The organism is Candidatus Villigracilis affinis (genome assembly GCF_016705895.1).
Taxonomy (GTDB): Bacteria; Chloroflexota; Anaerolineae; order Anaerolineales; family Villigracilaceae; genus Villigracilis; species Villigracilis affinis.
Genome location: NZ_JADJKT010000004.1, coordinates 1 through 23,175 on the forward strand (window position 1 = coordinate 1; position 23,175 = coordinate 23,175).

31 protein-coding genes, 1 tRNA gene and 1 pseudogene are annotated in these 23,175 nt (G+C 51.8%); 8 read left to right on the forward strand and 25 right to left on the reverse strand.

The features are described from left to right. A partial coding sequence (locus IPI86_RS01275; protein ID WP_345296165.1) for a hypothetical protein occupies window positions 1-457 on the forward strand: 457 nt, incomplete at its 5' end. Window positions 458-568: 111 nt separating this feature from the next. On the opposite strand, the gene IPI86_RS01280 is transcribed toward IPI86_RS01275, so the two are convergent. Further along, window positions 569-898, reverse strand: a complete 330-nt coding sequence (locus IPI86_RS01280; RefSeq protein WP_345296166.1) for a GyrI-like domain-containing protein — start codon at window positions 896-898, stop codon at window positions 569-571. A 711-nt stretch (window positions 899-1,609) separates the two neighbouring features. Between IPI86_RS01280 and IPI86_RS01285 the strand changes: the two genes are divergently transcribed. Continuing rightward, window positions 1,610-3,670, forward strand: coding sequence for an S-layer homology domain-containing protein (locus IPI86_RS01285; protein WP_345296167.1), 2,061 nt, complete (start codon window positions 1,610-1,612; stop codon window positions 3,668-3,670). A gap of 188 nt (window positions 3,671-3,858) precedes the next feature. Here IPI86_RS01285 and IPI86_RS01290 read toward each other — a convergent pair whose 3' ends face one another. Together IPI86_RS01290 and IPI86_RS01295 are read right to left on the reverse strand one after the other, a co-directional pair. Then, window positions 3,859-4,284: a hypothetical protein gene (locus tag IPI86_RS01290; protein ID WP_345296168.1), complete on the reverse strand. Its 426-nt coding sequence runs from the start codon at window positions 4,282-4,284 to the stop codon at window positions 3,859-3,861. An 18-nt stretch (window positions 4,285-4,302) separates the two neighbouring features. After that, on the reverse strand, window positions 4,303-5,748 hold the full coding sequence (locus IPI86_RS01295) for a M1 family metallopeptidase (protein WP_345296169.1): 1,446 nt from the start codon (window positions 5,746-5,748) through the stop codon (window positions 4,303-4,305). 38 nt (window positions 5,749-5,786) lie between these two features. Here IPI86_RS01295 and IPI86_RS01300 point away from each other — a divergent pair. Beyond that, window positions 5,787-5,858: transfer RNA gene (locus IPI86_RS01300), tRNA-Arg, on the forward strand. Between the two features lie 192 nt (window positions 5,859-6,050). Here the strand turns inward: IPI86_RS01300 and recN are convergent. The 8 genes from recN to IPI86_RS01340 form a co-directional block, all read right to left on the reverse strand. Further along, window positions 6,051-7,787, reverse strand: a complete 1,737-nt coding sequence (gene recN / locus IPI86_RS01305; protein WP_345296170.1) for a DNA repair protein RecN — start codon at window positions 7,785-7,787, stop codon at window positions 6,051-6,053. Between the two features lie 3 nt (window positions 7,788-7,790). Then, a complete protein-coding gene (locus tag IPI86_RS01310) occupies window positions 7,791-8,303 on the reverse strand; it encodes a hypothetical protein (RefSeq protein ID WP_345296171.1) in 513 nt (170 codons plus the stop codon). Continuing rightward, entirely contained in the window at window positions 8,300-8,920 is a 621-nt protein-coding gene (locus tag IPI86_RS01315) for an NAD(+)/NADH kinase (RefSeq protein ID WP_345296172.1), read from the reverse strand. Before IPI86_RS01315 ends, IPI86_RS01310 begins: the two co-directional genes overlap by 4 nt. Continuing rightward, the gene (locus tag IPI86_RS01320) at window positions 8,902-9,165 is read right to left on the reverse strand and encodes a hypothetical protein (RefSeq protein ID WP_345296173.1); all 264 of its coding nucleotides are present in this window, start codon (window positions 9,163-9,165) and stop codon (window positions 8,902-8,904) included. The genes IPI86_RS01315 and IPI86_RS01320 overlap by 19 nt, the downstream gene beginning before the upstream one ends. 41 nt (window positions 9,166-9,206) lie before the next feature. Continuing rightward, a complete protein-coding gene (locus tag IPI86_RS01325) occupies window positions 9,207-9,716 on the reverse strand; it encodes a Dna2/Cas4 domain-containing protein (RefSeq protein ID WP_345296174.1) in 510 nt (169 codons plus the stop codon). Between the two features lie 34 nt (window positions 9,717-9,750). Continuing rightward, the gene (locus tag IPI86_RS01330) at window positions 9,751-9,936 is read right to left on the reverse strand and encodes a hypothetical protein (protein WP_345296175.1); all 186 of its coding nucleotides are present in this window, start codon (window positions 9,934-9,936) and stop codon (window positions 9,751-9,753) included. 71 nt (window positions 9,937-10,007) lie between these two features. Beyond that, complete coding sequence (locus IPI86_RS01335; RefSeq protein WP_345296176.1) at window positions 10,008-10,382, reverse strand: hypothetical protein; 375 nt, start codon at window positions 10,380-10,382, stop codon at window positions 10,008-10,010. 9 nt (window positions 10,383-10,391) lie between these two features. Beyond that, a complete protein-coding gene (locus IPI86_RS01340; protein ID WP_345296177.1) occupies window positions 10,392-10,661 on the reverse strand; it encodes a hypothetical protein in 270 nt (89 codons plus the stop codon). Window positions 10,662-10,728: 67 nt separating this feature from the next. On the opposite strand from IPI86_RS01340, the gene IPI86_RS01345 reads away from it, so the two are divergent. Then, window positions 10,729-11,280, forward strand: a complete 552-nt coding sequence (locus tag IPI86_RS01345) for a phosphoribosyltransferase family protein (RefSeq protein ID WP_345296178.1) — start codon at window positions 10,729-10,731, stop codon at window positions 11,278-11,280. A gap of 82 nt (window positions 11,281-11,362) precedes the next feature. Here the strand turns inward: IPI86_RS01345 and IPI86_RS01350 are convergent, their stop codons facing one another. Together IPI86_RS01350 and IPI86_RS01355 are read right to left on the reverse strand one after the other, a co-directional pair. Further along, window positions 11,363-11,617 carry a GIY-YIG nuclease family protein gene (locus IPI86_RS01350; protein WP_345296179.1) on the reverse strand — a complete coding sequence of 85 codons (255 nt, stop codon included), beginning with the start codon at window positions 11,615-11,617 and terminating at the stop codon, window positions 11,363-11,365. Between the two features lie 112 nt (window positions 11,618-11,729). Beyond that, window positions 11,730-12,599: a prephenate dehydrogenase/arogenate dehydrogenase family protein gene (locus IPI86_RS01355; RefSeq protein WP_345296180.1), complete on the reverse strand. Its 870-nt coding sequence runs from the start codon at window positions 12,597-12,599 to the stop codon at window positions 11,730-11,732. Between the two features lie 66 nt (window positions 12,600-12,665). Here IPI86_RS01355 and IPI86_RS01360 point away from each other — a divergent pair, with 66 nt between their 5' ends. The 4 genes and pseudogenes from IPI86_RS01360 to IPI86_RS01375 all read left to right on the forward strand — a co-directional run bounded on the left by IPI86_RS01360 (window position 12,666) and on the right by IPI86_RS01375 (window position 15,018). Further along, complete coding sequence (locus IPI86_RS01360; RefSeq protein WP_345296181.1) at window positions 12,666-13,013, forward strand: methylated-DNA--[protein]-cysteine S-methyltransferase; 348 nt, start codon at window positions 12,666-12,668, stop codon at window positions 13,011-13,013. 59 nt (window positions 13,014-13,072) lie between these two features. Beyond that, on the forward strand, window positions 13,073-13,594 hold the full coding sequence (locus IPI86_RS01365; RefSeq protein ID WP_345296182.1) for a chromate transporter: 522 nt from the start codon (window positions 13,073-13,075) through the stop codon (window positions 13,592-13,594). Between the two features lie 59 nt (window positions 13,595-13,653). Then, a pseudogene (locus tag IPI86_RS01370) lies at window positions 13,654-14,165 on the forward strand (chromate transporter). A 7-nt stretch (window positions 14,166-14,172) separates the two neighbouring features. After that, window positions 14,173-15,018 carry a universal stress protein gene (locus tag IPI86_RS01375; protein ID WP_345296183.1) on the forward strand — a complete coding sequence of 282 codons (846 nt, stop codon included), beginning with the start codon at window positions 14,173-14,175 and terminating at the stop codon, window positions 15,016-15,018. Between the two features lie 242 nt (window positions 15,019-15,260). Here the strand turns inward: IPI86_RS01375 and IPI86_RS01380 are convergent, their stop codons facing one another. From IPI86_RS01380 to IPI86_RS01435, 12 genes are all read right to left on the reverse strand, one after another. After that, on the reverse strand, window positions 15,261-15,662 hold the full coding sequence (locus tag IPI86_RS01380; RefSeq protein WP_345296184.1) for a hypothetical protein: 402 nt from the start codon (window positions 15,660-15,662) through the stop codon (window positions 15,261-15,263). A gap of 5 nt (window positions 15,663-15,667) precedes the next feature. Further along, window positions 15,668-15,979: a hypothetical protein gene (locus tag IPI86_RS01385; RefSeq protein WP_345296185.1), complete on the reverse strand. Its 312-nt coding sequence runs from the start codon at window positions 15,977-15,979 to the stop codon at window positions 15,668-15,670. 2 nt (window positions 15,980-15,981) lie between these two features. Next, a complete protein-coding gene (locus IPI86_RS01390; RefSeq protein WP_345296186.1) occupies window positions 15,982-16,179 on the reverse strand; it encodes a zinc finger domain-containing protein in 198 nt (65 codons plus the stop codon). Then, on the reverse strand, window positions 16,140-16,793 hold the full coding sequence (locus tag IPI86_RS01395; protein WP_345296187.1) for a DNA-formamidopyrimidine glycosylase family protein: 654 nt from the start codon (window positions 16,791-16,793) through the stop codon (window positions 16,140-16,142). Before IPI86_RS01395 ends, IPI86_RS01390 begins: the two co-directional genes overlap by 40 nt. A 128-nt stretch (window positions 16,794-16,921) precedes the next feature. Next, window positions 16,922-17,911 carry a ribose-phosphate diphosphokinase gene (locus tag IPI86_RS01400; RefSeq protein WP_345296188.1) on the reverse strand — a complete coding sequence of 330 codons (990 nt, stop codon included), beginning with the start codon at window positions 17,909-17,911 and terminating at the stop codon, window positions 16,922-16,924. After that, a complete protein-coding gene (locus IPI86_RS01405; RefSeq protein ID WP_345296189.1) occupies window positions 17,912-18,466 on the reverse strand; it encodes a GNAT family protein in 555 nt (184 codons plus the stop codon). Next, entirely contained in the window at window positions 18,463-18,756 is a 294-nt protein-coding gene (locus IPI86_RS01410) for a hypothetical protein (RefSeq protein ID WP_345296427.1), read from the reverse strand. The genes IPI86_RS01405 and IPI86_RS01410 overlap by 4 nt, the downstream gene beginning before the upstream one ends. Beyond that, window positions 18,719-19,492, reverse strand: a complete 774-nt coding sequence (gene meaB, locus IPI86_RS01415; RefSeq protein ID WP_345296190.1) for a methylmalonyl Co-A mutase-associated GTPase MeaB — start codon at window positions 19,490-19,492, stop codon at window positions 18,719-18,721. Before meaB ends, IPI86_RS01410 begins: the two co-directional genes overlap by 38 nt. A gap of 60 nt (window positions 19,493-19,552) precedes the next feature. Further along, window positions 19,553-19,975, reverse strand: a complete 423-nt coding sequence (locus IPI86_RS01420; protein ID WP_345296191.1) for a cobalamin B12-binding domain-containing protein — start codon at window positions 19,973-19,975, stop codon at window positions 19,553-19,555. 119 nt (window positions 19,976-20,094) lie between these two features. Further along, window positions 20,095-20,481 carry a type II toxin-antitoxin system VapC family toxin gene (locus IPI86_RS01425; RefSeq protein ID WP_345296192.1) on the reverse strand — a complete coding sequence of 129 codons (387 nt, stop codon included), beginning with the start codon at window positions 20,479-20,481 and terminating at the stop codon, window positions 20,095-20,097. Then, the gene (locus IPI86_RS01430) at window positions 20,463-20,690 is read right to left on the reverse strand and encodes a hypothetical protein (protein ID WP_345296193.1); all 228 of its coding nucleotides are present in this window, start codon (window positions 20,688-20,690) and stop codon (window positions 20,463-20,465) included. The genes IPI86_RS01425 and IPI86_RS01430 overlap by 19 nt, the downstream gene beginning before the upstream one ends. Window positions 20,691-20,758: 68 nt before the next feature. Further along, window positions 20,759-23,080: a DNA translocase FtsK 4TM domain-containing protein gene (locus IPI86_RS01435; RefSeq protein ID WP_345296194.1), complete on the reverse strand. Its 2,322-nt coding sequence runs from the start codon at window positions 23,078-23,080 to the stop codon at window positions 20,759-20,761. Window positions 23,081-23,175 lie beyond the last annotated feature (95 nt).

Here is a 23,175-nt window from a genome sequence, read left to right on the forward strand (position 1 = left end):
TAATAATTTCGATCCATTGCAACGAATTCTTTTCGGTTGTTGCTGTCTTGTGATTGGGGTAGGCGGCTATTATGGCTACCAAGCCTATGTGGCAGCGAAAGAAATTGTAGATCAGGCCACGGAAGTGTATGAGATTCCAGTTAATCCAGATGACCCCAACAGTCCCAATGTTCCAATTCCGTTTACACCTTTTAGCGAAGCGCCGGAAGGCGGGCTGGGAGATAAAAGGGCGCGCGAACTTGTCTGGTCGCAGATTCCCATCTACTACGAAGAAGCGAATTGCCCGGCTCCCCAAGTGGATACGACTGAGATTACTGTGGTCACCCAGCCAAATGCTGAAGGCTCGTGGCAGGAAGAATGGAAAGTGGATTGCGGCGACGAAACATTCCATGTTTTTGTTGTGGATTTTTTTACCCAGGATGGATATTCTTCCGGGCTTGTTCAACCACCTCAGTAACTGTTTGTAATGTGTAAAATAAAAACGCGGGTAGATGTCAATCTATCCGCGTTTTGTTTGTGAGTGTTGATTCGCCGCCCGCACGGCGCGGGAAATCGCTGTGCGAAAATTTTATTTATCCGCTACTTTGATCGCCACTTTGATCTGCCATTTGGATTTTCGCGGTTCGATCTTCGGGTCTGTGAGAAAGGTTTCGTAACGCCCGCGGAAGTTATCTCCCTCCTCTGTATCCCAACGATCAAAGTCGATGCCCTGGGCGCGCACCCATTCGATCAAAGCCCTGTTGCCGGAAATGCCGCCGCCCGAATAAATGAGGCTGGCATATCGTCCCGCTGGAACTACATCTGCTTTGATATTGCCATTGTCGGGCGATGCCTTGCGGACGGGAATACAGTACGAAATATCCATGAACCCGCGCATGTCGATGACATGGTATCGCAAAAAGGCGGCCTGTGGTTTTGATCTTTTTCGTCCACCCAACTGTTTAGTTCGTTCGCGAGTCTGTCAATCTCTTTGGACATTCCTTTGAATGGCGAAATGGTTCGAATGCCCATATAAGTCAGTTTTGGACGCTTTTCTATTTTGGGTTTGCCAATCGTTGTCATTTGGGCTCCTTGTAAAAATAACCGGACTCAATTATCTCCACAGTACAGGCATCTTGCGCGTGAAGTCAAGGTCTAAACTGCAAGTCACGCCTAATGTGTAACTTGCAGTTTGGCGCGTGAATGTTCGCGCAGGTTCTCGCGGCGCGCGCCCACGCCGATGACGAAGCGGCTGGGGAAATTTTATCAGCGTGGCAAAATGCAAATTTGCCGTCACCAGTTCCCAGGTCCAGCATGATGCGATCGTAGTTTGCGAGCCGCGCGTACAAGTCAGTCAAATCCATGTTAAGGGACGCTTTGCCCCGAATTGTTTCCATTTGAAACCTCCAGTTTGTTGAGTTGCAAAATGGGACAAACTGGAGCGCGAGTCGCATTGTTGATCGCAAACAGACGGGCGCCATGGGCGGCGTTTTCTACAATGGCCGATATGCGGACCGCGCTGGATCAATAATTTTCCCATGTAAATTTCCATGTGACTTGGTTGTCATTTGTTGTTACAATCCTGAAACTCCTCCGGTATATTTGACAATCATCTGAAAAGGAAACCAGCATGTATAACCTCAAACGTTTTTCCCTCATTCTTCTGATATTGTCCGTTCTTTTTGCCGGTGCGCCTGCCGGATTCGCACAGGCTGCCGGTCAGGTTTATTATGTTGCCGATAATGGGAATGACAGCAACCCCGGCACGCTGGCTCAGCCCTGGCGTACGATTCAACATGCGGCTGATTCGGTTGCAGCGGGTGATACGGTGCAGGTGCGCGGCGGAATTTACAACGAGACCGTTTCCATCAATAGTTCAGGTTCGGAAGCAGGCGGCTACATTACATTTCAAACCTATCCCGGGGAGATCGCAGCCCTCGATGGCAGCGGATTCGCCTCCGCCGCTGGAGATATTGCCTTTACCATCGAAAATCAAAATTACATCATTGTGAATGGATTCGAAATCCGCAATTACAAGACCGCCCAGTCTGGCGCCACGCCGATGGGTATCTTTGTCACCGGCGCAGCGCATCACATTCAGATTCTAAATAACTATATTCACTATATTGAGACGAATGCCGGCGCGAATGGAAACGCCCACGGCATTGCTGTGTATGGAACTTTCGCTCCCGCATCCATTCATGACCTGTTGATTCAGGGCAATCAGTTATACGACTTGAAACTGGGCAGCAGTGAAGCGCTCGTTCTCAATGGCAACGTGGAAAATTTTATTGTCACCCAAAACAAGGTGGCATTCTGCGACAATATTGGTATTGACCTGATTGGGTTCGAGGGTGTTTCTCCCAACCCCGCCTACGATCAGGCCCGCGATGGCGTGGTTAGTGAGAATCAAGTCACTGCCATTGATACGATCACAAACCCCGCCTACAGCGGCTCACAAAGCGCGGCTGGTATTTATGTGGATGGCGGCACGCGCATCGTCATTGAGCGCAATGAAGTTGCCGCATCCAATATTGGCATCGAACTCGCCAGTGAGCATCAGGGACGCGCAACCAGTTACATTACCGTGCAAAATAACCTGATCCACTATAACCATATTGCCGGTCTTGCCATGGGCGGTTACGACACCCTGCGCGGCAGCACCGAAAATTCCGCCATCGTCAACAACACGTTTTTTGAAAACGACCAAAATCAGGATGGCAACGGTGAAATCTGGCTGCAATACAATGTCGTCAATAACATCATCCAGAACAACATCGTCTATGCCAACCAGCAAAGCTGGCTCATCACCAATCCCTATGCCCAAAATCAGGGCAACGTAGTGGATTACAACCTGTATTTTTCGCCCGCCGGAATTGACAACAGTCAGTGGCAATGGAAGAACATCTTCTATCAGGGCTTTGCCGCCTATCAGGCCGCTACGGGGAACGATGCCCACTCCCTGTTTATTGATCCTCAACTCGAAAGCACATTTGTGTTCGACTATAACCTGCTGGCAACCTCCCCCGCCATTGATCGGGCAAATTGCACCGCAGCCCCAGCCGCTGATTATGCAGGCGACCTCCGCCCGCAGGGCGCAGGCTGCGACATCGGCGCGGATGAATATTCCAACCTGCTCTTCGCCGACGTGCCGTCTGATCACTGGGCCAGAACCTGGATCGAAACCCTCTACACTACCGGCATCACCGGCGGCTGTGGAACCAACCCGCTGATCTTTTGTCCCGAGGCACCCGTCACCCGCGCACAAATGGCCGTCTTCCTCGAACGCGGCATGAACGGCTCCGCATACAATCCCCCCGCCGCAGTTGGCACAGTGTTCACTGATGTCCCCGCTGATTATTGGGCCGCCGCATGGATCGAAAAACTCCACGCCGATGGCATCACCTCAGGCTGCGCCTTTGCCGCCTACTGCCCCGAAGATTATGTCACCCGCGACCAAATGGCAATCTTCCTCCTGCGCGCCAAACACGGCGCCGCCTATGCCCCGCCGCCCGCAACGGGCGTATTCACCGACGTTCCCGTTACACACTGGGCCGCCGCATGGATTGAGCAGCTCGCCTCCGAAGGAATCACCGCCGGTTGCGGCAGTGGAAATTATTGCCCCGATCTGGCGATCAGCCGCGCCGAGATGGCAGTATTCCTTGTGAGAACCTTCAACCTCGCGCCATAAAATAAAAAACAGCAAAATAGATTTCTCAAGCGCGGCAATTTTGTCACGCGCTCTTCAACGCGCCTATTTGCGAAAAAAAATTCCAAAATGCGACTCATCTCCGCCCCGATTCTAATTTCCCGCGCCCAAACACCGCCTCAGACTCCGCCGATAATTGATCCTGCCGCCCGAACAGGGATCGCCCCGTATTATTGATCCTCCACGATCCGCATGATCGGCCAGCCCTTGAATCCTTCTACAATAAATTCACGGTGATAACTGGAATCGTCGCTTGATGAATCCACGCATTCATATCTGGCCAGCATTCCGGGCGAATCGACCTGCTTGCAGGTGGACATGCCGCTCGGCATCCACAAAGGACTGAGCAGTATGAAAACAAAACATGGAACAATAAGCGTCAGTATCAACCCGGCCAGCAGTTTTGCACCCGCAAGTTTTTTTTGAAACCCAAGCAGAATGCAGACGGGGACTCCCAGCATACAAATTGGCAGATAAAATAAAATCGCAACTCCCTGATTGGGCGGCGCCGGCACAATTTTTATAAAGAATAATATGGCCGCAAAAACGGGCGCGGCCATTATCATCAACATGGGTTTGATGAGGTTGTTTTTCATTTCTTGTTTTTCCCTTGGTTATCTGTTTTTGAAATATTTCTGCAAAAGGTCGGAATAATCAGCATCGGTGTGCGAATCCAGAATGCGGAAGAAATCGTCGCCAGAGACGATCTTCTCCCTGCCCTGATTGTAATAATCCTGAAGAAAAGCGAAGAAGGCTTCATCGCCGATGCGCCCGCGCAGGTCCCGCATAAAGTGCGCGCCGTTGAAATAGACAATGTGCTTGTACGTTTCTGCGTCCTGACCTTCGTATACGGGGATGTCGATCTGCCCAAACGGTTCAAAATAATCGATGCGATTCATCCACCACCAGCCCAGCGCTTCTGGGTGCGCGGATTCATAATAGATCGCCTCCGAGTAGGTGGTCAGGGATTCATCCAGCCAGGGTTCCTGCGCCTGATCGTTTGCGACCTGCTCGAACCACCATTGATGCCCGGTTTCGTGCGCGCCCACGGCGATAAGATAACTTTGCGGGGTTCCCTCATACAGATTATAGAAACTGCGGCTGTGGAAATACAACGCAGAAAACTCCATGCTGTCTTGAAAATCGGCAATGACAATGGAAAGTGTCTTGTGCGGGTATGGCCCGAACATTTGCGAGTAGACTTGAATGGCTTGCGAACTTGCCAGCATGACCGCATCGCCTGCGTTTTTATAAATGGGGAAATAGTAACTGTAAACAGTCGTCTCCCCGATTTTAGTAGTGGAGACTTGAAAATCGCGGCTGGCAGAAATTGCGAAGGCGCGGCCTGCTGTCAATGTGTAGCGGGTGAATTCACCGTTCGGTTCGGCAAATCCGCTGGCGGCGATGATGGGCGCGGTTTGCGGGTCTGCGAATTTAATATTGACCTCAAAATCTGCAATGGGATACACGAGATATTCCCCATGTGACCACGGCTCACGAATCACCCAGTCGCCGTTTTGGAATGGCGCGATAAACGGGTACCAGTTCACGAGGTTCATTTGAATTTCACTGTAACCAAAAATGCGCGCGCGCTGGCTGTTGACCTGATCCATATAGGGGAGAAAAATGCTGTAGCGCAGAGTCACTGTCGAAACAGAATCAGGCATGAGCGCGGCAGGAAGCGGTATGTCGAGTCGATTAAGGTTGAGGGCGTAATTCGTGACCGGGACTCCATCCACTTTTATTTCCATCACATAAAAACAATTCGGCCAAAAATTCGGCGCGACAGCAAGAGTTAAAGAGGTGAGTTGCTGCCCGGTATGATTGGGATAGACGATGGTTTGGTCCACGTCAATAAAGTGCAGGTCATAATCAAGGAAGGTGTTTATCGTATATTTTTCACGCGCAGGAATCGGGATCGGCGTGGCGGTTGGTGTGGGTGTTTCGGTGGCGGGCAATGTGGGCGTTGCTGTGTTGATCGGCGGCGCTGTTTGTGTTTGGGCGGCGGGAAGCGAACATGCTGTGAGTAGCAATGATAGAAGAAGAAGGATTCGGCGCATGGATATATTTTAACCTTTTGTGTATAATCTCTGTACCCGCCTCGATAGTTCAATGGATAGAACAAAGCACTCCTAAGGCTTAGATGTAGGTCCGATTCCTACTCGGGGCACAAACATTAATAATCTTCTAATGCAATACCCTTGTCAAAAATAAATGCCAGTAGTATTATTACAAACGATGACCGCTAGGGTGCCCCCCTCACCCTGGCGGTCATCATTTAATCTCATAGTATAAAAATATCCCGCAGGTTTGTTTGGATTTTTCAGCCAACAGACTGCGGGATATTTTTTGTTTAGACGATTTATTTTTTAGTTGTCTTGACCATTTGACGCGCAGACTGCAGTAATTCATGCGCTGAGCGCAATGTGCCTTCGCCCACTTCGCCGAGCATTTGCGAAAGTTCAAGCAGGCGTGATTCGCCTTCGAGGTTTTCCACGCGGGTCAGTGTGCGGCCTTTATCGACAAGTTTTTGCACCTGATAATGCTGGTCGCCAAAAACGGCAAGCTGGGGAAGATGGGTCACGCAGAAAACCTGATGCGAGCGGGAAAGATTCCAGAGTTTCTGACCAACCACCATGCCCACGCGCCCGCCAATGCCTTGATCAATTTCATCGAAGATCAAAGACGGCACTTCATCGGCGCGGGCGAGGACATTTTTCAGGCCAAGCATTAAACGCGAGGTCTCGCCGCCTGAGGCGATTTTTGCGAGCGGCTTGAGTCCTTCACCGGGATTCGGCGCGATCAAAAATTCCACGCGGTCGAAGCCGTTTTGGCCAAATGCGATGCGTGCGCCATCGGGCAGGGGAATACCGTTTACATCGGGCCTGGTCTGGAAGTCCACGCCGAAGCGCGCCGCTTCCATTCTGAGATCGTTGAGTTCGGCTTCGATGCCTTTGCCCATTGCAGTTGCCGCAGACTTGCGTTTTTCAGAAAGCGCGCCGCCTTGTTTGGCTAGTTTTTCCAACAACTTCGCTTCCTGCATTTCGAGTTCGTCGATTCGATCCGCTGCGCCGGTGAGGGTTTCAAGCTGTTTGCGGGCATCTGTGCCGTAGGCAATCACAGCGGGAATATTGCCGCCATATTTACGTGTGAGCGTGTGAATTAAATCCAGCCGTTCTTCAACTTCATCAAGGCGCTTGGGATTGAATTCGATCTCTTCGAGATAATTCTGCAAGCCGTGAACGACATCTGAAATCGTGTTAAGCATAAGTTCGGCTTGGTTTGCAAGTTCGTTTTGTTCAGGATCAATTTTTGCGAGGGCGGCTAATGCCTGCGCGGCCTGACCGATCAAATCGGTGGCAGCGGGTACTTCGGGTGAGCCTTCATCAAGCACGGCCAGCGCTTCCTGTGCATTCTGCGCGAGCGCTTCGGCATTCGCCAGACGGTCACGCTCTTTGCGCAGTTCCTCGTCTTCGCCAGCCTTCAAACGCGCCACTTCGATCTCTTCCGCTTGATAGGTGAGCATCTCAATGCGGCGTTCGGCATCGGATTGTGCTTTACGTAATTCAGTCAGTTCGCGCCGCAAGCCAAGCAAAGATTGGTAACTCTGGCGATAGTCGCCAAGGGGCCGATCCACTTCGGCGAAGCGATCGAGCAGGCCAAGGTGTGCGCGCGGATCGAGCAGTGAAAGATGTTCCGCCTGCCCGTGGATGTCGATCAACAGCGCGCCCAATTCCTTCAACAATCCAACATTGACGGTGCGGCCATTTACACGCGCCACACTGCGCCCTTCCTTGCGGACTTCGCGCATGAGCACAACATAATTCGGATCATCCAATAATTCTTCGCGGGTGAGGACTTCAGTCACCGCTTCTTTTTCTGGACCTGTGAGCTGAAACACCGCTTCGACAAATGCGGCGTCTGAATCAGTTCGCACAAAGGTCGTATCTGCCTTGCCGCCGAGCAGCATCACCACGGCATCGAGGATGATGGATTTGCCCGCGCCTGTTTCACCGGTAAGGATGATCAGGCCGGAGTCAAAGCGCAGATCGAGCTTGTCAATGATTGCAAAATTTTGGATGTGAAGTTCAGTAAGCATAGGCTATAACTGGATCCCCGCGAGGCGCGCATAGACTGTGGAGGTGGCGACTACTGCGTAAATTCCGATCGCGATGATGGAGAACATGTTGTTCGTAAAAACAAAATAAAGCGATGGGTAACGCGCCCAGCACAACCGCCGCGCAGATAAACAGCCAGCGGAACGGCGCTTGCCAGTGACTCGTAATGCGATATTTGAAAGGAATACGCCCGCTCCGCCAGCCACTGCAAACGAGACAAAGATCATGTAAAAGCCGATGAAGGTGGCGACGAACGCAAGCAATCCACTGGTGATCACTGAAAGAATTGAGGTGGCGGTGATACCAAGCAGATAGTCGTACCAGAGCGCGGTGTCGAATATTTTTTTATGCTGGTTGACACAATCTTTGCACAGATACCCCGTGGGTGTGCGCTGGGCGCAGGAGGCGCAGATCGGTTTCTCACAGCGTTTGCAGCGCAGTGTGGTCTCGCGGGTGGGATGGACATAACAATAGGTTACGGGTGTGTTCTCTATCATCGTGGAAATCCTAAAGAGTTTTCGTTCATGTGCGCTGTGAGGTTGCGATAAAAATAACCCGGGTCGCCAAAGCGGATAAATTGCGCGGTGACATCTGCGGCGGTTACTTTCACCTGATCATCTTCCATCAAAGGTGTTGGCGGTTGACCATCCACACTCATAACGGAATTTTCGCTTTTTACAACAATGCTCACCGAAGATCCTTCTGATAAAACGACGGCGCGATCTACAGAGAGATGCGGCGCAATTGGCACAAGCAAAATATTTCGCAACTCCGGCGGCAGGATCGGCCCGCCTGCGGCGAGGGCATAAGCCGTGGAACCTGTGGCTGTGGACGCAATAAGTCCATCCGCGACGTAGCTCGTCAGGCGGCGGCCATCCACTGTGGCGGTCAGGCGGACGGGACGAAGGTTCTGTCCGCGCGCGACGACGACTTCGTTCAAGGCGTTGGAGCGGTTGAGGCTTTCACCAGCGCGGATATGCTCGGCGCGCAGCATCATGCGGTTTTCGATCCACGCTTCGCCGTTGAATAATTTTTCAAAGTACTCGTGCCATTCCTTGCGATCGATCTGGATTAAGAATCCCAGCCTGCCAGGGTTTACACGGAGGATCGGCACACCGCAGGGGCGCGCACAAATTGTCCTGCGCGTAAGACACTTCCATCACCGCCGACGGCGATGAGCATGTCAAATTCACCTTTTTTTACACGTCCGCGAAGTTCTTCATCGTACATGGAACCGCAGGGCGCTTCAATTCCTCGCTCTTTGAGAAAGGCTGCCATGGCTTCTGCTTCAGCAAAGGCTTCAGGCATTTTCGGGTACGCCGTGACAACGGGACGTTTAGGCAGGAAAGGTTCAGGCATGTTGAAATTATACCTTTTGTAATGTCACAGCGTATTCTTTTTCAAACCAGACTCTGATCGCAAATGTTTTTGAATCCGCATTTGGCGCAGCGACCGGGTTGTTCATGCGAGCGCGGGACATTGTGGTTATGTTCATCCAGTTTCATGGCGGCGAGCAGATCGATCAGGGATTCTTCCAGTTTGCGGGTGTAATCGACTGCAAAGTCGCGGTCTTCATAATGGATGATTCCATAAGGCGGGCGTTTGCCGAAGGTTTTTTCTACCAACAGGCAATAGGCTGCAAGTTGATAAATATGTGAGTCGGGGGCTTCGGGCGCGCTGCCTGAGTTCACTTCCATGTGAATGATCTGTCCGTTCTTTTCGACGAGATAATCCGGTTTGCCGGTCAGTTCGAGCGCGGGATAGAAAAGAGGTTTCTCCACCTTGCCCCAGCCGCGCGTATCGGTGTAGATGATGCGGCCGCCGGGCAGCCCCGCTTCTTTCCGCTGAACCGATGACTGGCGGAAAAAGAACAGGGCAAAGATGAAAAGGGCGAGGGCGAGATAAAGCATGAGGAAAGGATGAAGGATGAAAAGTTGAGGGTGGTTATATTTTTTCCACAATACGAATGATGCGGGCGAGGCGGGTGAAGGCTGCGCCGGAGAGATCGTCATTGCGTTTGTTGAGGAATTTAATGAATTCGTCGCGGTTGGATTCGTTTATGGCGGGCAGTGTTCGCTCGGCGTGCTGGGGCAGTTCGCTTGGACGGGTGGCTGAGAGATATTTGATCAAAAAGGAAAGATGATTTTGTTGTATTCGTCATTTGCGGCGGCGGTGTTTGCCGCTGCACGGAAACTGAATGATCAATGGTGGCGTCTGAGCCTTCCTCTCGGGCTCTTGATCTCTTCGAGATGCTTGAAGGTAATATCAGGCCTGATCTTGGCGATTTCTGCGAGCGCGGTCATTGCGCCGCCGACCACATTTCCATGTTTGCTTTTCAGCAGTCTGACAAAATCTTCGGCATACGGCGCGATGAGTTTTGGATCGATAATGCCGATTTCATAGATGACATGAACGCAATCTGCTTGAATATTTTTGTTTTCACTGCGCATGTTTTCAGCGATTTCGCGGATGCCCGCCTTGTCGTTGCGTGCGGCGAGATCGCGCGCCAGATCGAGGTTGGGGGTTCGGTCACGGCGGGTTTGCAGATAGGCGAGGCGTTTTAGTAGATCGGACATGGGTATCCTTTATACATACTGGGCGGTACAAAATGCCACAAGCAAAAGAATTGCCGCCAGAAACAGGATCATGCCGAGGGTGCGCAAAAGAAGCGCGGATAAGGCTTTGCGTCCATGTTTGCGGTGGAGGTCTGTTCCGGCGGCGAGTTCCGCCTGATTCGAGGATTCATATCCTTTTTTGCGATACCACCAGGAACGCCGGCAGTATAAATAATTTCCGATCTCGGAGGCGCGGATGACTGGCATGGGCAGAGTATAGCACAAATATTCTATGCTCAATCGTTTCAATTTCAAATTATGATAAACTTCGGCGGTAAAAATATTTTTCCGTGAAAGAGGAAATGCAATGACCACACATGATTCTTACCCGATCGAAATTGCAGGCATCAAGCGTGACTTGCGCCTGTTTGAGATCAAGCCCGGTCTGCGGATTGCGATTTTAAATATTCTCGGTGATACCGAATTGGTGCAGGCTTGCGCGCGCGAACTCGCGAAGAAACTCGAAGCGGTTGATTATGATATTCTCGTGACGGCTGAGGCGAAATCGATCCCGCTGGCTTATGCGCTTTCGGTTGAAACGAAAAAGCCGTATGCGATTTTGCGCAAGACGTACAAGCCTTACATGGGCGCGGCGCTTCAAGCGGAGACTCTTTCGATCACCACCGGCCAGCCGCAGTTGTTGATTCTGGACGAGAAGGATCGTGAAAGCATTCAGGGTAAAAAAGTTGTGATCCTTGATGATGTGATCAGCACGGGATCAACCTTGCAAGGTATGCGCATGATTTTGGATAAGACCGATGCGAAGGTGGTCGCTGAAGCGGCGATCCTCACCGAAGGCGATCGCGCCCAGTGGATGCACATCATATCGCTGGGACATTTGCCGTTGTTTACGGAGTAATGAAGTAGATACGGAAATAAGTAGACAAGTAAACATGTAAAAAACACCAAGACCCTGAGATGTTTTCCTCGAGGTCTTGCTATTATGACTTCTCACTTCTTCCATCCCTTACTTCCCTTTGTTTCCGCTTCATTTTCTTGATTGCCAACTCTCGTTTCAGGGCCGTTATTTTATCGGGTTGGGTTTCGAGATAAACCAACTTCACCGGTCGGCGGGCGCTGGTGTATTTTGCGCCGATGCCTTTATTGTGCTGGGATACGCGTCTTTCAGGATCAAGAGTCCAGCCGGTGTAATAGGTGCCATCTGCACATTCAACGATGTAACAATAACAGGTCATTTCCTGTTGTGCTTTTTGACAAACATGCCGCCGAAGAAACGTTCGGAGAAGGTTGGCATCCCTGCTGCTTCAGAGCGGGGCGCATTGGTCCAATCGGCAGATACTCTTTCGCTCAGCCAGCGTTGCCTTCCTTCGAGCGCAGATTCAAGGCGCGCGGCAACTCCTTCATCGTCCTCTTTTCGATGTCATCGCGGAAACCGCGCAGGGCTGCGATCATTACATCCAAAGCATGTACCATGCCGGCGCGATTGTGCAGGGAAGATAATCGCAGCGAATCGATCTCATCTTGATATGCCAACCCCGCAGTGACGGCTGCGTAGGCGCGGCCTGCCACTTTGCGGGCTTCCTGCCAGCCGGGCTGATCCACTGTCGCGTTTAGCAGGGAAGCAGCCACCAGTTGCGGCAAAAGATGCGTAGTGGACATTAATCCATCTGATTCAATTGGATCGGCCAGCAAAGGCAGCGCATCCAAAAGACGGACAAAATCTATGGCGGTGGTCACAACCTCTTCCGGCGTCCCGTAGGGTGCGTCGATGAGGAAAATGCCGTTCGAAAACAGATCAGCTTTCGCCGCAGCCTGACCGAATTGAAAATCATGGAGATAAACGGGGTTGATCGCCGGGACGAGTCCCACATAATGCCGCCCTTTTGGTAGTAATTCCTTCGCCCACTTCGCCACATTTGATTTGACCGGCGAGGTGTCTAAAACCACCGTGTCTTCCTGCAAATCCGGCGCAATGAACTCCAGCGTTTCGCGCACCTGGCTTACCGGAATCGCCAGCACCACAATCCGTGCATCGCGCACGGCGGTGGGCAGGTTATGTTCCGCTTTGTCAATTGCATCCTTTTGCTGGGCGTCGCGTTCCAGTTCGGCCTTTTTATCGTGTCCCACCCGCACAATGGAATTTTTATGGGCCGCAAGCGCCAGCCCCATCGAAGTACCAATTTGGCCGAGACCAATAATCGTGATTTGAATGGGCATAAATACCTCGCAGTAATTTGATGAAACAATTATACTGCCACCACTCATAACCAGAAGGCGATCCACATGTACGCAAAGGAACTGGGCGAATACCTCAAAGGCAAACGCCATGAATTCACCTTTGCGATTGACTGGGGAACTTTGAAGCCGTTTCAGCAGAAGGCGCTGAAAGCCGTCTACGCCGTTCCCTATGGTGAGACTCAAACCTACACCGATATCGCCATGCAGATCGGGCATCCACATGCCAGCCGCGCCGTGGGCCGCGCCAACGCTACAAACCCCATGCCGATTATCATTCCCTGCCACCGCCTGATCGGCAAAGACGGCAAACTCCACGGCTACGGCGGCGGAGATGGTTTGCCCACAAAAGAATGGCTGTTGAAACTGGAAGGCGCGACGATGGCTTGGGTATGATACACTTCAAAAAATAAATACCTGAATAAACCAAAATCATCTTCAACATCCAATCTACATTGAACATTCTTCTTACACTCTTCTGGACCTTTCTCAAGGTCAATCTGCTCAGCACTTCCGGCTCTGCTTCTACTGGACTTCTATACAATGAAGCCGTGGGACATTTTCTAACCGAGGATCAATTCGTGCAGGCCGTCGGTCTCGCCACCCTTCTGCCCGGCAGTGACGCGTTACAACTTGCCATGTTTGTCGGCTATACCGTGGCTGGCATCCCCGGCGGATTTGTCTCCCTGTTTGCTTCCATTCTGCCGCCGACCGTGATTATGCTTGGCGTGGTAATGCTACTTCACCGCATCCAGCGCGAGGCATGGGTCAGCCGCTTTGTGGAGGGACTGACGCCCGCCGTTGCCATCCTTATTCTGACAGTTGCCTGGAAAATATTCAGGGGCAATACAGATGATCCCATTGGCTGGCAGTCTCTTGCGCTTGGCGGCGCGGGGTTGATCGCCTTATTGCTGGAAGCGCCTGCCCCATTCGTGCTTCTCGCTTGCGGAATTGCCGGGACGTTTCTATTCAAATGAACGCATCACAGCCGCCTGAAAACCCCGAAGTTAAAGTAAAGTCCAGGTTCAAAATTGACATGAGTCTATTTTGGATCTTCTTAAAAGTTAATCTGTTAACCACTGCCGGCCCCACTTCTGTGGGTTTGTTATACAAGGAAACGGTCGGCACGATTCTGACCGAAGCCCAATTTGTGGAAGCCGTTGGTTTTTCAAACCTTGTCCCCGGTAGCGAAGCGCTCAAACTGGCAATGTTTATCGGCTGTGCATCCGGCGGGATCCTGGCCTGATCGCCGCGTTGTTGGGCGCGATCATTCCGCCCACTGTGATTATGCTTACAGTGGCCTCCATCCTTGTGCGCTTTCAAGGGCAGGATTGGATGAAGCATTTCATCAAAGGCATGAGCCCGGCGGTTGGTGTTTTGCTGGCGCTTGTATCATGGCAGTTGATTCGAGCGGGCGGCCCGAAATCGATCAAGTGGCGGGCTGTCTTAATTGCCGTGTTGAGTTTTTTTGCTCTGGTTGTCTTTAAAATCCCACCGCAATATGTTTTGATCGGCGCGGGAATTGTCGGATTATTCCTCTTTCGGTAGATAAACAATGAAACCTGACCTATTAATCACAACCAACGGATTCCAGGAAACATGGCCCGCGATCGAATATGGCGCATGGTTCGCGGCCACGCTTGGGAAAAAAATTACGCTTCTCGGCGTGACCGAGAACCTGAATCCGGCTGCGATAGATGACAACCACCCGTTGGAAGATATCTTCGCGCAAGCCGTCGAGTTGTTCCGGAAAAACGGCGTGGAATATACTCTCATCGTTGAAAACGGAAATGCTGAAGATGTCATTCCGCAAAAGGCGCGCGAAGGCGAGTACATCATCGTGCTTGGGCCGCTGGGACGCCCGCAGATTCGACGGTTTCTAAAGGGTCGTTCCATCCGGTATATGATGGAGGAAATTGACCAGCCGATTCTGTATGTGCCAGAATCAAGACTGCCATTAAAAAAGATTCTGATCTGCATTGGCGGGCTGGGGTATGAAGTTACGGCGGAACACATCGCCATGCAAATGGCAATGAAGAGCCGCGCCGAGGTTACGCTGTTACACATCGTTCCGCCGATCGATCTCGATTACCCCACCGCGCGGACCGTCCGCGAGAACTGGCAAAATCTTACAGCGACAGATACCCCCGTAGGACGAAGTTTGCGGCAGGCGCTGGAAGTGGCAAAAGGTGACGGGTTGACCGCTTTTGTGAAGGCGCGTCAGGGAAATGTGGTTGAGGAGATTTTGGCCGAGATTAAAGATGGAAATTATGATCTGTTGTGCATGGGTTCGCCATACAGCACGCACGCATTGCGTCAGTTATATGCGCCCAATGTAACCGCAGAAATTGCAGAAGGTACGACCTGCCCGATCTTGTCGGCAAGATATAAGCAGGGATAATTTTCTGAAATTAATAACTCAACTTACGCAGTAAACAATCCCGAAGGGATGGCACGATTATAGAATTGCGGTGCAGAATCCCCAAATCCCGTAGGGATGACATGACTCCTTCGGAGTTGTAGCCACGAATTCCTGGAGAAGTGTGTAGTATCAGTTAATAAGCAATGTCCCGCAGAATACCTGCGGGACATTTTGTTTGCCAATTAATTCAGTATGACATTGCGTAAGCGTGTTGCGCCTTGCTATGCGCCCGGCACGTATTTTTGTTCCCACTCTGCTATGGCTGCACGGATTTCTTTTTTGATCGCCAAATCTGTAACATCGTCCACGGTGGGGAATTTATCGAGCCCGACGATCACTTCCACGCCGCCTTCGGGGGATTCCTGTAAACGAATGCCCGCTTTTTCAAGTGGTCCGCCCATAAGACGCCCTTGTAATACGGTGTCGATCTGATTGACGATGCTCATTGCCCGGATATTTTTTTCGGCTTCGGCCTTGGCGGCTACGGTCACGAGCGGCGGCATGGGACGAGATACTGCCGATTGAACAGGAACAGGCCCGGGCGGAGTCTGAGTCGGCGCGTCAGGTTTCGGGGCGGGCTGGGCGGGAATGGAATCCAACCATGGGCGGAAGAGTGTGATCAATTCGATCAGCGCTTTTTTTCATCCGAAGTCAGCGGCTTGTTTACATTTTTTCCGTCGAAGTTCAAGGGAGTAATGCGCGTTTTCTTTTTGAAACGCAAAAGACCGGGGTTATCCTGCTGGCCGCCCTCTGCGAGCGCCATTTTTTTTTCGGCTTCCCTGATTTTTGTTTGTGCCTGTGCTTCTGCGGCTGTAATTTTTTTTGCAGTGCGGAAGTTGGAATCAAGATACCCGGCCAAATAGCCAAGCAACGCAGCCAAAAGCCCAAGCCCTATTAATGCTGGCACCGGCCAGGTAACTGTTGCGAATTCGAGTTGCATGATTATTTCCTTTCAAGCGCCTGACATTTCGGGCAGATATGTGTGCCGCGCTGGCCGACTGTAAATTTTTGAATCGCTGTGCCGCAAACCGGGCATGGTTTGCCCTGCTGATCGTAGACACGAAAATGATTTTGAAAATCGCCGCCGCGATAGACCCAATCTATGCTGGCGCCGTTGTTGCGGATGCCTTTTCTAAGCACGGCGCGAATTGCCTTATGCAGTGCGTTGGCTTGTTCCTGCGTAACGGTATTTGATAATGTGAGTGGATGAAGTTTTGCGATGTGCAGGCATTCATCTGTGTAAATGTTGCCGAGACCCGCAACGAAGGTTTGATCGAGAAGCAATGGTTTTCGAACTGGCGTTTGCGGGTGTGTAAATTTTCAAGAAGCCAGCGCGCTGTAAATTCTTTTTCAAGCGGTTCGGGGCCGAGTTTGCCGAGAACCTTTTCGGGTTGATCTGTGAGCCAGACGCGCCCAAATTTGCGGGTGTCGTTGAAGGCAAGTGATTCGCCGTTGGAAAGATGCAATAACAGGCGGTCGTGTTTTTCTGGCTTGATTTTACCTTTTCTTATCACCAAATCGCCGCTCATGCGCAGATGTATCAGGAGATTGTAATCTTTCAGGCGGATCACGAGATATTTTGCGCGGCGCGAAACATCCATGATCTCTTGCCCGATGACCTGTTTTTTGAATTGCGCGGGGGATGGAGTCGCTAACGTGCGTGCCCAATGCAAGTCGGCAGAGAGGATGGTTTTTCCAACCAGTTCCGGTTTGAGCGCACGGGCGAAGGTTTCGACTTCAGGAAGTTCGGGCATGGGGGTTATGTCTTTGCGAGGAGGGTGTTTTTCCCGACGAAGCAATCTCCTTAGAGGTGGAGATTGCTCACTGCACTGGCGTGCGGCGCTGGTCGGGCGAAGAGAAAGAGCGCCCTCGCAATGACATGTTACTCGTTGAACATTTCTCCAACCGAGCGGCCTTCGTGGGCGCGCTTGATCACTTCGCCCAGCAGTTCGGCGACAGAGAGCACGGTGGTGCGGCCTTCAAGGAATTTCCATTTTTCGGGAGTGATCGGCGCAGAGTCTGTGGTGATGATGTGTTTGATTGGCAGGGATGCCAGCCGCTCGGCGCCATTGCGCGAAAGAATGGCATGTACAAAGGCAAGATATACATTGCGCGCGCCGTTGTTCTTGACCACATTCACAGCCTGCGCGATCGATCCGCCGGTATCCACTTCATCATCCACAATGATCACATCGCGATCTCGAACGTCGCCGATCAATGTTAATGCTTCGGCGTTGGCATCGTTTCCGTGACGGCGTTTTTCGATGAAGGCAATCGGCATGTCCATATCGGCGGCGTAGTTGCGGCCCTTCTTGGCGAAGCCGAGATCAACCGAAACCACAACCGGGTCTTTCATCTCTGCACGCATTTTCTTGTTGATGTGATCCACCAATAAATGTGATGCGGTCAGGACATCGCCGGGAATCGAGAAAAATCCCTGCACCTGCCCGGCGTGCGGATCAAGGGTCATGTAGCGATCAGCGCCGGCAACTTCGAGCATGTCTGCGATCAGGCGCGCGGTGATCGGCACACGCGGCTGATCTTTTTTGTCGGAGCGGCCATAGCATAGATACGGCACAACCGCCGTGATGCGCGCCGCAGAATCCAGGCGCAGGGTCTGGATCGTGATCAGCAGTTCCATCAAATTGCGATGCACCGGTGAAGACGTGGTCTGAATCACATATACATCCTGTCCGCGCACGCTGCCATTTAATTTCACAAAAAGATTTTCATTCGGGAATTCAATAACCTGACAGCCGCTCACCGGCTGGTCAAGATATTCTGCAATCTTCTGGGCGAGTTCTGGAGACCCTGTGCCTGCAAATAATTTGATCCCGCCGTACACTTTCAAATCGTGATGAACATGATGCATTTATGGTTTGCCTTTCGTTTTGATTAAATCTGAACGTAAAACACTCATGACGATCACATCGTCATATTTTCCATGTTTGTAAACAGCCTCGCGCAAACGGCCTTCTTCAACAAAGCCGGCTTTTTCATAAGATCGTTTTGCGCGCAGGTTTTCTGCGTACACACGCAAATGAACGCGGTTGAAGTTCAAGGTATTAAAACAATGCTTCACCAGAAGCATCATTGCCTCGGTGCCGTAGCCTTTGTTCCACTCGTCTTTTTCGCCGAGCATAATGCCGAGTTCGCCCGAACGGGTGACGGTGTCAATATCGAAGACGCCGCAATTGCCGATCAACTTCCAGCCGCTTTCGTTGCGGATTTCGATGGAGAGTGTCTTTTCACTTTGCGGGCGCTGACTCATGGAGTTGAACCAGTTTTCCTCATCCACAATAGACAGCGGCAAATACATCGACAAATAACGAGTCACATCCGGGTCGTTCACCCAGTTGTAAAAAGTTTTTACATCGTTGCGCTCGGCGGCACGCAGCCGAATCCGTTCGCCGTAGATCATGCTCATTTTGTCCTTCCGTTCATTAACAACTTAACTGCTTCCCACGGTGATATTTTTCTTTGGACGATGCTTTCCAACGCATCATCATACTGACCTTGTGAGACTTCCCTGCGGAAGCGGTTGATCAATGTTTCCTGAATCAGCGCATCCAACTCGACCTCAAGCCTGTTACGCTCACGAATGGCCCATCCTCCGCTTTGAGTTAAGTGCGTCACATGCCGCGCAATGGACTCGCATAATTCTGCGATGCCTTTGCCTTCAGTGGAAACCGTCCGCTGGATGGGGGGAATCCATATCGGCGCTGATCCTGCCTGTTTTTTGGATCAGGTTCATCGTAGTCTGACGGGTAGGTATCCGCATGGCTGTGCCGTGATGTTGAAAAATCCGCTCGGTTGGGTGCGCCAGATCGAGCATCGACTTCAATGCCTTTTCGGTATTTTCCACGCCTGGGCGGTCGGCTTTATTGACGACGAGAATGTCGGCGATTTCGAGGATGCCCGCTTTGATGGCTTGAATGTCGTCGCCGAGGCCGGGCGCTTCTACAACCAGAGTGGTGTGCGCGAGGCGGGCAACGTCCACTTCGCTTTGGCCCGCGCCGACGGTTTCGATGATGATGATTTCGTAGCCAGCGGCATCGAAGACCTGCGCCATGTTTGCAGTGGATTGCGCCAGCCCGCCGAGTGATCCGCGCGTTGCCATCGAGCGGATAAACACGCCGGTGTCGCCGGAGAGATCGCGCATACGTACGCGATCGCCAAGCACCGCGCCACCCGTGAACGGGCTGGATGGATCAACGGCGATGATTGCGACGCGTTTTTGCGCGGTCTTGCGATAATAGAGCGCGAGTTGATTCACCAGCGAAGATTTGCCCGTGCCGGGTGAACCTGTCACGCCGATCAAGTGCGCCTTGCCGGTGTGTGGAAATAATTCGATCAGCGCGGCGCGGCCTTCGGGTGAATCATTTTCCACCTGAGTTAACAGGCGGGATAATGCGAGGCGTTCACCGTTGAGAACTGCTTGAGAATATGTCATAGGGCGGTTGGCATTAACAACAAAACACAGAGCAACCCGCACTCTGTGTTTTTTGCTTTTTTATCCTGTCACCGCTAATTTAACATCGCGGATAATGTCTTCGGTGGATGCGCCGGGACCATATACGCCTGCCACACCCATTTCCTTTAAACGTTGCAGGTCTTCATCAGGGATGATGCCTCCGACAAAGATCTTCACATGCGCTTGTCCGTTCTTTTGGAGCAATTCCAAAAGGCGCGGGGTGAGTGCCATGTGTGCGCCGGAAAGAATCGAAAGCCCAACTACATCCACATCTTCTTGAAGCGCGGCTTCGGCGATCATTTCAGGGGTCTGGCGCAGGCCGGTGTAGATCACTTCCATGCCGGCATCGCGCAGTGCGCGCGCTACAACCTTCGCGCCGCGGTCATGTCCATCCAGGCCGGGTTTGGCGACCAGAACACGTATCCTTCGACTTTGCTCAGGACTGGTTTTATTTTCGGTCATTGTTCCTCCGAGGGAATGATGGACAAAATTATACTATGTATCACAAGCGCAGTTACTTGGTACTAAGGAAATTGCAATACCAAATGCTTCTGATAAATCCTTTTATAAATAGAGGAATCTTACTTGTACAAATCCAGCCCTGAAATGTAATGAAAGTCTTTGACGTTCAAAGTGTAAAGTGGAATCGAGTAATGGAGAGCAGTTGCCGCGATCAGCGCGTCTGGGATATTAAGCCTGTGGCTCAGGGAATATTTTTCGAGTAATTCAAGGTGTAGTCTGGATATTTCTTTATCGATTGGCAATTGCCGAAGCAATGAAAGATTTTCGCGCAAGGTTTTCATTTCGCGCTTATCGCGTGCGCCAAAATATAACTCCCCCACAGTAATTACACTAACTGCCAGACCGGATACACCAACCGCGCTCAACGTCTCAATGACATCGGCGCGGCCTCTATAGAATTCGATCAGAATATTGGTGTCGCAAAGGATCACATTCGCCTCGGCCATGCAGATGATCGCAGGCTATCCAATGTCACATCCCGCTTTGACCAGACTCCGGCCATTGCAAAGAAATCTGTTTTTACAGTGTTGCGGGGTTTTGTAGGAATCCGCAGATTTGCAATGGAGACCTTTTCTACATAATCCAATGATTTGAGAAAAGTCTTCAATGCATATGCCTTGCGTTTATCGCGGATTTGAATGGTGATCTGTTCCATAATTTCCTCAACGCAAAAGATTATACTTTAATTTTTGTCGCGAAAAAGATGATCATATTTCTTTCAGATTACATCCCATCGTCTTTCGGCGGCGCGGTTTGACCGTAATCGAGCACCGCGCGCATTTGCGTTGCGCCTTCAGGCGGACCGACGATCTTTTTATCTTCCATCGTATCCACGATGCGTGAGGCGCGGGTGTAGCCGATGCGTAATCTGCGCTGAAGCATGGATACGGAAGCGCGGCCTTCCTTGCGAACGATCTCCACGGCGTCGTCGAAAAGCGGATCGCCGTCTGCTTTTTTGCCTTCGTCCCATAATTCGGTCTGTTTGAGCGGGACATTGGTCGGTACTGAATCTGCGGGGTTGGAGCCTGCCACAGCATAGGGACTCGCTCCGCCTGCCTGATTGCGCCAATATTCCACAAGGTTTTGAATCTCATGATCTGAAACGAACACACCCTGCAAACGCGCGGCGGATGGAGCATCCGGCGCCTGATACAACATGTCACCGCGGCCAAGCAGTCGTTCCGCGCCGGGTTGATCGAGAATGACGCGGCTATCGGTATTGGATGCAACTGCGAAGGCAATACGCGCCGGGAAGTTGGCTTTGATCAAACCTGTCACCACATCCACGGAAGGGCGCTGTGTGGCAAGGATCATGTGAATGCCCGTGGCGCGCGCAAGTTGCGCAAGGCGTGTGATCGTTTTTTCGGTTTCATCGGGGGCGATCATCATCAAGTCGGCGAGTTCGTCGATGATGACGACGAGGAATGGCAGTTTTTTCAGTCCCTGTAATTTCAGCTTCGCGTTGTAATCGGTGATGTTGCGCGAACCGGCCTGCGCAAACAGATGATAACGCTTGTCCATTTCGCGGGTCATCCATTGCAGGGCGCCGATCACGCGATCCATTTCAACGACCACGGGGCCGAGCAAATGCGGAATGCCGTTATAGCCGGTCAACTCCACGCGTTTGGGATCGACCAATACAATCCGCAAATCATCGGGGGTGTTGTATAACAACATGCAAGTGAGGATGGAATTTACGCACACCGATTTACCGGAGCCGGTGGTGCCCGCGATCAACATGTGCGGCATACTCTCAATGCTGGCAATGACCGGCAGGCCGGCAACATCGCGGCCAAGCGCGAAACTCAAAGGCTTTGTGGTGCGTGTGTAAACTTCGCTTTCCAAAATATCGCGCAGGGCTACCATCGCCATTTCTTCGTTTGGAACTTCAATGCCTACATAACTATGACCGGGCACCGGCGCTTGAATGCGGATGCGGGGAGCGGCGAGCGCGAGCGCGAGATCATCGGAGAGGGATGCGATCTTGCTGACGCGCACCTTGGTGCGGACGCCGCCTCTGGTCTCAAGAAATAGCGGCTCCACTCCGAACTGCGTGATCGATGGCCCGCGGCTGATCGCAACTACTTGCGCTGGCGCGCCAAAGGAGGCGAGAGTCTCTTCGATTAATCTTGCGCGCTGTTGAATGAATTCTTCATTGATCGATGGCGCATTGCCCGAGTCGAGAATGTCGCTGACGTTGGGCAATGTCCAATGGATGACGGTTGCGCCGCTGGTTGTCCGTGTGGGTTGGACTGCGCCCGCAGCCGGTTGTACTTCGGGCACGGCGGAGGGATCTATCGGGGTGAAATCTTCTGTCGAAACAGGATCAGTTGTCGGCGCGTTGGATGCGATGGGTTTATTCATCAACTTCTGAATCCAGGCAATGATCGGGCCGAGCCAGAAGAATAAATCCTGCACGGGTTTGTCGAGCAGCACGGCGATGCCGATGATGAGCCAGGCGACCAATGCGATGAATGCGCCGCCGCTACCAAACCCAAACCAGAGAAAGCGTTGGAAGAGTCCGCCGAGCGCGCCGCCGCCGATGCCTTTGAGCGCTTCGGCTTCGGCAGTTTCGGCTGTTGCGACGAATGAATGCAAAATGGTTAATAGCCAGAGGAAAAGAATAACACTGCCCGCAACACGCTCAAGTGAGAGCGGCGGGATGCGTTCAATTTTGCGAAAGACAAGCCACAGACCAAAGACAAGCAGGCCAAGCGGAAGAATGTATACGCCCCAGCCGAAAATTTGCGCGATGAAAAAAATTGCGCCGCCGACAATGGCGGAACGATTGGCAGATGCCAGACCCAAAATGATGACAAGGCCCAGAAAAGCGAGACCAATGCCGATGACGTCGAGTCTGCGTTCTGCTGAAAGTTGATCCCAAAGAGTGAGCGCGGGTCTCGGCGCGGCTGGCGGTGGTGCTTGCTGATCTTTGCCTTTCGGCGCAGACTTACCCTGCGGCGTTTCTCCCTTTTTGGGAGAAATTATTTTGCCCGCAGGTTTATCGCTTTTCTTTGGGGGAGTGGATGGTTTGAGGAGTGGCATGTTAAAAGGATGAAGGCGGAATGATAAAGGATGAATGGGGAGGATGCTGTGTTCCCATCCTTTATACCTTGTAATGCTATGTGATGATTTCGAAA

Coding starts and splice junctions, on each gene's coding strand:
- IPI86_RS01325 (WP_345296174.1), bottom strand. CDS start 9,716: ATGCTTTATCTCGCCCTCGCCCTTTTCATCTTTGCCCTGTTCTTTTTC.
- IPI86_RS01420 (WP_345296191.1), bottom strand. CDS start 19,975: ATGACCGAAAATAAAACCAGTCCTGAGCAAAGTCGAAGGATACGTGTT.
- IPI86_RS01425 (WP_345296192.1), bottom strand. CDS start 20,481: ATGGCCGAGGCGAATGTGATCCTTTGCGACACCAATATTCTGATCGAA.
- IPI86_RS01290 (WP_345296168.1), bottom strand. CDS start 4,284: ATGAAAAACAACCTCATCAAACCCATGTTGATGATAATGGCCGCGCCC.
- IPI86_RS01345 (WP_345296178.1), top strand. CDS start 10,729: ATGACCACACATGATTCTTACCCGATCGAAATTGCAGGCATCAAGCGT.
- IPI86_RS01435 (WP_345296194.1), bottom strand. CDS start 23,080: ATGCCACTCCTCAAACCATCCACTCCCCCAAAGAAAAGCGATAAACCT.
- IPI86_RS01350 (WP_345296179.1), bottom strand. CDS start 11,617: ATGACCTGTTATTGTTACATCGTTGAATGTGCAGATGGCACCTATTAC.
- IPI86_RS01385 (WP_345296185.1), bottom strand. CDS start 15,979: ATGCAACTCGAATTCGCAACAGTTACCTGGCCGGTGCCAGCATTAATA.
- IPI86_RS01335 (WP_345296176.1), bottom strand. CDS start 10,382: ATGTCCGATCTACTAAAACGCCTCGCCTATCTGCAAACCCGCCGTGAC.
- IPI86_RS01295 (WP_345296169.1), bottom strand. CDS start 5,748: ATGCGCCGAATCCTTCTTCTTCTATCATTGCTACTCACAGCATGTTCG.
- IPI86_RS01405 (WP_345296189.1), bottom strand. CDS start 18,466: ATGAGCATGATCTACGGCGAACGGATTCGGCTGCGTGCCGCCGAGCGC.
- IPI86_RS01400 (WP_345296188.1), bottom strand. CDS start 17,911: ATGCATCATGTTCATCACGATTTGAAAGTGTACGGCGGGATCAAATTA.
- IPI86_RS01360 (WP_345296181.1), top strand. CDS start 12,666: ATGTACGCAAAGGAACTGGGCGAATACCTCAAAGGCAAACGCCATGAA.
- meaB (WP_345296190.1), bottom strand. CDS start 19,492: ATGACATATTCTCAAGCAGTTCTCAACGGTGAACGCCTCGCATTATCC.
- IPI86_RS01320 (WP_345296173.1), bottom strand. CDS start 9,165: ATGCCTGAACCTTTCCTGCCTAAACGTCCCGTTGTCACGGCGTACCCG.
- IPI86_RS01355 (WP_345296180.1), bottom strand. CDS start 12,599: ATGCCCATTCAAATCACGATTATTGGTCTCGGCCAAATTGGTACTTCG.
- IPI86_RS01430 (WP_345296193.1), bottom strand. CDS start 20,690: ATGGAACAGATCACCATTCAAATCCGCGATAAACGCAAGGCATATGCA.
- IPI86_RS01395 (WP_345296187.1), bottom strand. CDS start 16,793: ATGCCCGAACTTCCTGAAGTCGAAACCTTCGCCCGTGCGCTCAAACCG.
- IPI86_RS01285 (WP_345296167.1), top strand. CDS start 1,610: ATGTATAACCTCAAACGTTTTTCCCTCATTCTTCTGATATTGTCCGTT.
- IPI86_RS01375 (WP_345296183.1), top strand. CDS start 14,173: ATGAAACCTGACCTATTAATCACAACCAACGGATTCCAGGAAACATGG.
- recN (WP_345296170.1), bottom strand. CDS start 7,787: ATGCTTACTGAACTTCACATCCAAAATTTTGCAATCATTGACAAGCTC.
- IPI86_RS01310 (WP_345296171.1), bottom strand. CDS start 8,303: ATGATAGAGAACACACCCGTAACCTATTGTTATGTCCATCCCACCCGC.